Source organism: Planktotalea sp. (assembly GCF_049680325.1).
Lineage (GTDB): Bacteria > Pseudomonadota > Alphaproteobacteria > Rhodobacterales > Rhodobacteraceae > Planktotalea.
Genome location: NZ_JBAUHO010000383.1, coordinates 1 through 8,926, shown reverse-complemented (window position 1 = coordinate 8,926; position 8,926 = coordinate 1). Strand labels below are relative to the sequence as shown.

Here is an 8,926-nt window from a genome sequence, read left to right as displayed (position 1 = left end):
GTGTGTGGCCGGGTGTTACACGGTGATTGAAGCCTGGCTTCAGGCCAAGGTCACGAACGAGACGCGCGGGCGCATGATGGGGGTGTACCGCTTGGCTGACATGGGGGCCTCGCTGGTGGCGCAACTGATGATCGGGGTGTTGGAGCCCGCGTCATATGTCTCCTACAACCTGCTTGCCATCTTGTGTTGCGCTGCGCTTTTGCCGTTAACGCTGACCAAGGTCAGCCAACCTGAAACGCCAGCTGCGCCGCGGTTGCGCCCTATGCTGGCAGTGACGCGCTCGCCCCTTGCTGCGGCAGGGGTCATTGTTGCCGCACTGTCGAGCGCGTCGTTTCGGATGGTCGGGCCGATTTACGGCCAGGAGGTCGGGCTGCGCGCCGATCAAATTGCTTACTTCCTGGCCGCTTTCGTGCTCGGGGGCGCTTTGGCACAATATCCGATTGGCTGGCTGGCAGATAAGTTCGATCGCCGCTGGGTGTTGATCTGGCTGTCCGCAGCGGCGGTTCTGAGCAGCCTTGTCACGGCCTTTCTCGCCACAGACGGCACGGTTGTTATCATGTTGGGCGCGGTGCTTTTCGGGCTAACCACCTTTCCGATCTATTCGGTCGCCGCCGCCCATGCCCATGATTTTGCCAGTGATGAAGAACGCGTAGAGTTGTCAGCCGCATTGATGTTTTTCTTTGCAATCGGTGCGATTGCAGCGCCTTTGGCGGCGTCAAACCTGATCGAATGGTACGGGCCATCTGCGCTGTTTATTATGATTGCTGTCGGACATATCGCCTTGGTCATCTTCGGGCTGTTGCGCATGCGCGCACGCAATACGGTGAAAGAGCGCACCCCCTATGTTTACGCGCCGCGCACCTCCTTTATGATTGGCAAATTGCTTGGGAAGTCACGCAATCGGGATTGAGGTCTGGAAGAGCGCGCGACCCCCTGATAGAGATCACGGTGCATTAATCTGAAGGCGCGTTATGGCTCGGCATCTCATCACTTCCGCGATCCCTTATATCAACGGTATCAAACATCTGGGCAATCTTGTGGGCAGCCAACTGCCTGCGGACCTATTTGCGCGCTTCCAGCGCGCGCGCGGCAACGAGGTTTTGTTCCTCTGCGCGACGGATGAGCACGGCACGCCCGCGGAATTGGCGGCGGCCAAAGCAGGCAAACCTGTGGATGAATATTGCGCCGAAATGTGGGAGGTTCAGGCCGAGATTGCCAAGGGTTTCCGCCTGTCCTTTGATCACTTCGGGCGTTCGAGCTCCGAGCAGAACCGCAAGCTGACGCAGCATTTTGCGGGGCGTCTGGCCGAGCAGGGCTTGATCGCGGAGGTGACCGAGCAGCAGGTTTACTCTGTTGCTGACGGGCGTTTCCTGCCCGACCGCTATATCGAGGGCACATGCCCGAATTGCGGGTTTGACAGCGCGCGCGGCGATCAATGTGACAACTGCACCAAGCAACTTGATCCGGTTGATCTGATCGACGCACGCTCGACCATCTCCGGATCGACCGAGTTGGAAATGCGCGAAACCAAGCATCTTTATCTGCGTCAAAGCCAGATGAAAGATCAGCTCAATGCCTGGATCGACAGCAAATCTGACTGGCCGATCCTGACCACATCGATTGCCAAGAAATGGCTCAATGATGGCGATGGTCTACAGGACCGTGGCATCACGCGCGACCTTAGCTGGGGCGTGCCTGTAAAAAATGGCGCGGATGATTGGCCGGGCATGGAGGGCAAGGTCTTTTACGTCTGGTTTGATGCGCCGATCGAATACATCGCCTGCGCGAACGAATGGACTGATGCGAACGGGCTGGCCGATAGTGATTGGCAACGCTGGTGGCGCACCGACATGGGCGCGGATGATGTGCGCTATACGCAGTTTATGGGCAAGGATAACGTGCCTTTCCATACGCTTAGCTTCCCGGTGACGATCCTTGGATCGGGTGAACCTTGGAAGCTGGTCGATTACATCAAAGGCTTTAACTACCTTAATTATGATGGCGGTCAGTTCTCGACCTCGCGCGGGCGCGGGGTCTTCATGGATCAGGCGCTTTCAATCCTGCCTGCTGATTACTGGCGTTGGTGGCTCCTGAGCCATGCGCCTGAAAGCAGCGATTCAGAATTCACCTGGGAAAATTTCCAGGCCTCTGTGAACAAAGACCTTGCCGATGTGCTGGGCAACTTTGTCAGTCGCGTCACCAAATTCTGCCGCTCCAAATTCGGTGAAGTGGTGCCGAGCGGCGGCGCATGGGGCGAACAGGAAGAAACGCTTATCGCAGAGCTGACAATGCGTATCCGTGCCTATGAGGGCCATATGGATGCTATGGAAGTGCGAAAATCCGCGTCTGAATTGCGCGCGATCTGGGTGGCGGGCAACGAATACCTGCAATCGGCAGCGCCTTGGACGACATTCAAGGACGATCCCGAACGCGCCGCCGCGCAAATCCGCATGGCGCTGAACCTGATCCGCCTTTACGCAGTTCTCTCAGCGCCCTTCATCCCCGATGCTGCGGCTTCGATGATGAGCGCGATGCAAACCGAAGATGCCTCTTGGCCCGATGATGTCAACGCAGCCCTTGGCGCACTGACCATTGGTCATGCGTTCACGGTTCCCGAAGTGACATTCCGCAAGATCACCGACGATGAACGTATGGAATGGCAGGAACAATTCGCGGGCGTGCGGGATTAAGCCGCGCAATACCATCACTGGTTCAAAGGCGAATTAACAATGGCAGCTTTTACACCTTATTAATCCTTTTGCGCGATTGGCGCTGTTTTGCTTGCCTCCGGCTGTGTGTCGTCAGGCGAGCCTGTTGATAGGGGTGCGCCAACGGTATTTCAGCTATTGGGAAGCGCCCTTGCAGAGCCGGGCAGCGATGGCAAGATTGATGTGAGCCTGAATAAAGCTGGCGAAAACCGGCTTCATGACACTCGGAACGGGAACGGTTTTGCCTATAAGATCGGCGTGAACAACGCCGGTTCGATGCGGGCCTGTTCAGGCCTTTTGGAAGGCATCGATGTGGTGACGCCGCCAACCACTGGAACGGCGACGATGACGGGACGCTTTGCACTTTATGGGGCGGGCAGCTCGAAGGTTTGGTCGGGGCCAATCAGACAGTCGGTGCCTTCAACGGCACTTCACAATCGCGCGCAGAATTATACACAGGCGGCTTTATCGCCGATCTCTAAGCGGCGCGGCATTCGTATTTAGGCGTAGTCTTACTGGTACCCGCGGCCGGACTCGAACCGGCACGGCCGTTAAGCCTAGAGATTTTAAGTCTCCTATGTCTACCATTCCATCACGCAGGCCAGTGCCGCGCAAAATAGGCGGATCGCGCGGGGTGTAAAGCCCTGAAAGTGGGTTCAAAGATCAGTTTCTGGGGCGGCGGGCGCTTGTGTTGGCAAACGCCGCGCTTTCAGCCAGAGATTCAACGCCAGCGCGTTCCCAACATTTTCACGCATACGTAATAGGCAAGGTAGCCAGCCTAGAATGTGCCTGCGCCTTCCTCTTTGACCGCTTGCATCGCGACATAAGTGGATGTGCTGGACACATAGGGCAGGGTGGATAGTTTTTCTGCAAGCACTTGGCGATAGCTGCTCATGTCTGTCACACGAACCTTGATGAGATAGTCGAAGTTACCTGCAATCAAATGGGCTTGCTCCACCTCTGGAATGGCACGAACCGCTTTGTTAAAGGCCGTTAGTGCCGTTTCGCGCGTGTCTGACAGGCGCACCTCGACAAAGGCCACATGTTCGCGCCCCAGCTGGATCGGATCGAGCATGGCGCGATAGCCTTTGATGATCCCCTGTTCCTCAAGACGCTTCAGGCGCGTTTGTGTCGGAGATTTGGAAAGCCCGATGCGGGTGGCCAGTTCGGTGACGCTAATGCGCCCTTCACACGCAACAACCGCGAGAATCTTTTTGTCGAAGCTGTCAAGGTCCGCTCGATTTGTTTGCATTGAATATCTCCTCCTAATCGGGAGGAATTACGATCAAAGGCATGCAAGTCAAGCGAAATGAGCAATGCCTCTGCTATATACAGGGCCAAATCCCTTTTGCGAGGTTCGCCAACATGCCCCTGAATATTCCGCGTTATCCAGCCATCGACGCCCATTTGTTTGCCGATCAACCGGAACGCCTGCGCGCGCTTGGCCAAATGGCCGCGCTTTCCATAGCAGAGCGCAGCCAGATCAGCGCCAAAGCTGCCGACCTGATTGTGCGAATCCGCAATGCCGATAATCCCGGATTGATGGAAGTGTTCCTTGCTGAATACGGCCTATCAACGGATGAAGGCGTCGCGCTTATGTGCCTTGCCGAAGCGCTTCTGCGTGTCCCTGATGCCGATACCATTGATGCGCTGATCGAGGACAAGATCGCGCCCTCCGATTGGGGGCAGCATCTCGGGGAATCCTCATCCTCGCTTGTGAACGCTTCAACATGGGCGTTGATGTTGACGGGCCGCGTGCTTCAGGACGATGCGCCGGGCCCCGTTGGCCACCTGCGCGGCGCGTTCAAACGTCTGGGCGAACCTGTCATCCGCAAGGCGGTCAGCCGCGCGATGAAGGAAATGGGGCGTCAGTTCGTTCTGGGTGAAAACATCACCAGCGCCATGCAGCGTGCCTCCAGGATGGAAGCGAAGGGCTACACCTATTCCTACGACATGCTGGGCGAGGCGGCTGAAACCGACGCGGATGCACGCCGCTACCACCTGTCCTACAGCCGCGCGATTTCAGCGATTGCAGAGGCCTGCACATCCGATGATATCCGCGAAAACCCGGGCATTTCAGTCAAGCTATCTGCCCTGCATCCGCGCTACGAAGTTGCGCAAAGGGCGCGGGTTATGGACGAACTCGTGCCGCGTTTGCGCTCGCTCGCGCTTTTGGCGAAATCTGCGGGCATGGGCCTGAACATCGACGCGGAAGAGGCAGACCGCCTGACCCTGTCGCTGGATGTGATCGAAACGGTCCTTTCGGAAAAGGCCCTCGCAGGTTGGGACGGGTTTGGCGTTGTCGTGCAAGCCTTCGGTCCGCGCGCGCCCTTTGTGCTGGATCACCTGCATGACATGTCCACGCGCCTGAACCGCCGTATCATGGTACGGCTGGTCAAAGGCGCATATTGGGATACTGAAATCAAACGCGCCCAGGTCGAAGGGTTAGAAGGTTTTCCTGTCTTCACCTCCAAAGCGGTCACCGATGTTTCCTACATCGCCTGCGCGCGCAAGTTGCTGGGCATGACAGATCGCATCTATCCGCAATTTGCCACACATAACGCCCATACAGTCAGCGCAATTCTTCATATGGCTGAGGATAAAACATCCTTTGAATTCCAGCGCTTGCACGGAATGGGTGAGGCAATGCACAATATCGTGCTGGGCGATCACAAAACGCGTTGCCGCATTTATGCACCCGTCGGGGCGCACCGCGATCTGCTGGCCTACCTCGTGCGCCGCTTGCTGGAAAACGGTGCCAACAGTTCCTTCGTGAACCAGATTGTTGATGAGGACGTCAGCGCCCAAGACATCGCCGCCGATCCGTTTGCAGCTGCGCAAGAAGCGGAAAGCTGGGTCGCGAAAGGGCCAGAGCTTTTTGCACCCGAACGTATCAATTCCATTGGTTTTGATCTGACACACACACCTGACCTTGATCGCATCGACGCCGCCCGCGCGCCGTTTGGCGCGCATCATTGGACGGTATCCTCTTTGGTTGCGGCCAAGGCGAAGAACGGCGCAGCGCTCAGCATCACAAACCCGGCGCTCCCGAGCGAAATCATTGGCACGGCCCATCTTGCAAGCCCTGCACAAATCGAAGCCGCACTCAGCGCGGCAACGCCTTGGGCTGTTAGCGCAGAGGCGCGCGCAGCAACGCTACGACGCGCCGCTGATCTGTACGAGGCACGATTTGGCGAGCTATTCGCGCTGCTTTCGCGCGAGGCAGGCAAGACCTTGCTTGATTGCGTCGGTGAATTGCGCGAAGCCGTTGATTTCTTGCGCTATTATGCAGAGCGCTGCGAAGGTGACGCCGCAATTGGCACCTTCACATGCATTTCGCCTTGGAACTTTCCGCTGGCGATCTTCACAGGTCAGATCAGCGCCGCACTGGCCGCTGGGAATGCCGTTCTTGCCAAACCAGCCGAGCAAACCCCGCTTATTGCGCATCTTGCGGTTCAGCTTTTGCATGAGGCGGGCGTGCCCCGCGCCGCGTTGCAACTGCTGCTCGGGGCAGGGGATGTTGGCGCTGCGCTCACGTCTGATCCGCGCATTGGCGGCGTGGCCTTTACCGGTTCGACCGAAACCGCCCAGATCATCCGCCGCTCTATGGCAAAGAACCTTGCCCCAAGCGCACCTTTGCTTGCGGAAACCGGCGGTCTGAATGCAATGATCGTCGATAGCACTGCACTGCCTGAACAGGTGGTCAAAGCCATTGTGCAAAGCGCCTTCCAATCCGCCGGGCAGCGCTGCTCGGCTTTGCGCTGCCTTTATGTGCAAGAGGACATCGCAGATACAATCCAGACCATGCTTATCGGTGCCATGCGCGAGCTAAGCTTGGGCCAACCTTGGGAATTGGAAACCGATGTTGGTCCGCTGATTGACGCAGAGGCGCAAAAACAGATTGCCGAATATGTCGAAACCGCGCAAGCCGATGGCCGTCTGCTCTATCAACTTCAAACACCAGCCGAAGGTCATTTCGTGGCACCAACGCTGCTTGCCGTGAACAGCATCGCGGATCTGGAGCGCGAGGTTTTCGGTCCTGTCCTTCACATCGCGCGGTTCAAATCGAGCGAACTGGACAAGATCATCACCGATATTAACGCCACGGGATATGGCCTGACCTTCGGTCTGCAAACCCGTATTGATGATCGCGTGCAATATGTCTCAGAGCGGATCGCAGCAGGCAATATCTACGTCAATCGCAACCAGATTGGCGCAATTGTTGGCTCGCAACCCTTTGGGGGCGCAGGGCTTTCTGGCACTGGTCCCAAAGCGGGCGGGCCGCTCTATCTGTCGCGTTTTCGCGCTCTTGGGGCCGGTGATGTGGGCAAAGGCTTTGATGAAGCGATGCCGCTCGCAAAGCTGGAGCAAGCGATAAACCTCGCACCGCGCGCCGCTGAATTGCCAAGTGACGTCCTGCCGGGGCCAACGGGTGAATTGAACCGCATCTCGCGCCACGCACGTGCGCCTTTCTTGTGCATGGGGCCGGGGGCAAAGGCCGCTCAGGCCCAGTTCGATGCGGTGATTGCACTGGGTGGGCGGGCCGTTCAGGCGAGCGGCACAATCGGTCCCGGCGATCTAACAGCACTCAAGGGAATTTCTGGCGTGATCTTCTGGGGCGATCCAAAGCAGGCAAGCGAAATTAACCAAGCCCTCGCGGCACGCCAAGGGCCGATCCTGCCCTTGCTGACAGGCCTGCCGAATGCGGGCTACGTGCTCGAGGAAAAGCACCTCTGCGTGGACACGACAGCTGCGGGCGGAAACGCCGCTTTGCTCGCGCAAAGCGCGCCAGATCACTAAGCGCTCTTGACCTTTGGGCGGGCAAACTCCAGCCTGCCCAAATGCTTCCTATCCGCGACCATAACCCGTCGGGGCGCACGCCCTATGTCACCTACGCGCTGATTGCGATTAACATCATAATCTTCGCGGGCTTTAACCTGTCATTGGGGGAAGGGCGCGCGCTGGATATGTTTTTCTACGAATGGGGCATGATCCCCCGCGAGATCAGCGCAGGTCAGGACTATTATACACTCGTAACCTCGCAATTCCTGCACGGCGGTATCATGCATATCGGCGGTAACATGCTGTTTTTGTGGATTTTCGGCGATAACATGGAAGATGAAATGGGCCACATCGGCTTTTTGATCTTCTATCTGGCCAGTGGCATTGCCGCTGCGCTTGCGCAATGGGTGGTCGAACCGTCTTCGAGCGTTGTCACGATCGGTGCCTCTGGCGCGATTGCGGGTGTCATGGGGGGCTATCTGTTGCTGTTCCCCAAGGCAAAGGTCGATATCTTGTTGATTTTGATTATCTTTTTCAAAATTTTCCCGGTCCCTGCATGGGTCATGCTGGGTGTCTGGTTCCTGTTGCAGGTCGGCAATGGCGTCGCCTCTGATCCTGATCTTGGCGGCGTCGCCTATTGGGCGCATGCGGGGGGCTTTGTTGTCGGGATTGTGCTTAGTTTTCCATTGTTTATGCGACTTGGCGCGGCGGCTTTCTGGCGCAAAACGGACGGCCATCCGCCGCATCCCGAAGCCAAATACAAACTGACCCAATCGCGTATTCCTGTTGTACGGCGCAAATAGCTTTGGACAAATACCCTAGAATCGCTTGTCGCGCTTACTCTGCTACCCCATACCTAAAGGGCATATTTCAACAGCCTGCATGGAGCTTTACATGACCAAAATCAAAATCTTCGCGATGATGACCCTGACACATATCTTCCTTGCCGCCTGTGACGGGAATATCGAAGAATCATTTGAGGCCTTGTTCTAAGGCTCGCCAAAACTACCCAAGGATTGCTGCTATGAAGATGAACCCGCTTGGACGGACAGGTATCACTGTGCCAGAGCTTTGCCTCGGAACGATGACGTTTGGCACGCAAACGCCAGAAGCTGAGGCACATGAGCAAATTGATATGGCCCTCGCGGCGGGCGTCAACTTTATGGATACGGCCGAAATGTATCCGGTCAATCCGATTGGTCCGGAAACCCAAGGCGACAGCGAACGTTGCATTGGCACATGGCTGGCCAAAGGCGGGCCGCGCGACAAGGTGATTATCGCCACCAAGCATTCCGGTGACGGCTGGGCGCATATTCGCAATGCTGAAGGGATTTCTGCGGCCAGCATTCCGGGGGCAATCGATGGATCGCTCAAGCGTTTGCAAAGCGATTATATCGATCTTTATCAATTCCACTGGCCCAATCGCGGTTCGTATA

At 57.0% G+C, this 8,926-nt stretch carries 7 protein-coding genes and 1 tRNA gene; 6 read left to right on the top strand and 2 right to left on the bottom strand.

The features are described 5' to 3' along the window. From WBC85_RS17120 to WBC85_RS17110, 3 genes are all read left to right on the top strand, one after another. Positions 1 to 910, top strand: a 910-nt coding sequence (locus WBC85_RS17120; RefSeq protein ID WP_424440209.1) for an MFS transporter, incomplete at its 5' end; no start/stop codon positions are given. 61 nt (positions 911 to 971) lie between these two features. After that, positions 972 to 2,690 (top strand): methionine--tRNA ligase, encoded by a 1,719-nt coding sequence (gene metG / locus WBC85_RS17115; RefSeq protein ID WP_424440206.1) that lies wholly within the window; start codon positions 972 to 974, stop codon positions 2,688 to 2,690. Between the two features lie 156 nt (positions 2,691 to 2,846). Further along, positions 2,847 to 3,212: a hypothetical protein gene (locus WBC85_RS17110; RefSeq protein ID WP_424440203.1), complete on the top strand. Its 366-nt coding sequence runs from the start codon at positions 2,847 to 2,849 to the stop codon at positions 3,210 to 3,212. A 12-nt stretch (positions 3,213 to 3,224) separates the two neighbouring features. Here the strand turns inward: WBC85_RS17110 and WBC85_RS17105 are convergent. Together WBC85_RS17105 and WBC85_RS17100 are read right to left on the bottom strand one after the other, a co-directional pair. Continuing rightward, positions 3,225 to 3,310 (bottom strand) — tRNA-Leu (locus WBC85_RS17105). A 176-nt stretch (positions 3,311 to 3,486) separates the two neighbouring features. Next, the gene (locus WBC85_RS17100) at positions 3,487 to 3,960 is read right to left on the bottom strand and encodes an Lrp/AsnC family transcriptional regulator (protein ID WP_424440200.1); all 474 of its coding nucleotides are present in this window, start codon (positions 3,958 to 3,960) and stop codon (positions 3,487 to 3,489) included. 113 nt (positions 3,961 to 4,073) lie between these two features. Here WBC85_RS17100 and putA point away from each other — a divergent pair, with 113 nt between their 5' ends. The 3 genes from putA to WBC85_RS17085 all read left to right on the top strand — a co-directional run. Continuing rightward, positions 4,074 to 7,508, top strand: coding sequence for a bifunctional proline dehydrogenase/L-glutamate gamma-semialdehyde dehydrogenase PutA (putA, locus tag WBC85_RS17095; RefSeq protein WP_424440197.1), 3,435 nt, complete (start codon positions 4,074 to 4,076; stop codon positions 7,506 to 7,508). Between the two features lie 41 nt (positions 7,509 to 7,549). Next, on the top strand, positions 7,550 to 8,293 hold the full coding sequence (locus WBC85_RS17090; protein ID WP_424440194.1) for a rhomboid family intramembrane serine protease: 744 nt from the start codon (positions 7,550 to 7,552) through the stop codon (positions 8,291 to 8,293). 221 nt (positions 8,294 to 8,514) lie between these two features. Then, positions 8,515 to 8,926: aldo/keto reductase (locus tag WBC85_RS17085; protein WP_424440191.1), on the top strand; the 412-nt coding region annotated here is incomplete at its 3' end.

Coding starts and splice junctions, on each gene's coding strand:
- metG (WP_424440206.1), top strand. CDS start 972: ATGGCTCGGCATCTCATCACTTCCGCGATCCCTTATATCAACGGTATC.
- WBC85_RS17100 (WP_424440200.1), bottom strand. CDS start 3,960: ATGCAAACAAATCGAGCGGACCTTGACAGCTTCGACAAAAAGATTCTC.
- putA (WP_424440197.1), top strand. CDS start 4,074: ATGCCCCTGAATATTCCGCGTTATCCAGCCATCGACGCCCATTTGTTT.
- WBC85_RS17090 (WP_424440194.1), top strand. CDS start 7,550: ATGCTTCCTATCCGCGACCATAACCCGTCGGGGCGCACGCCCTATGTC.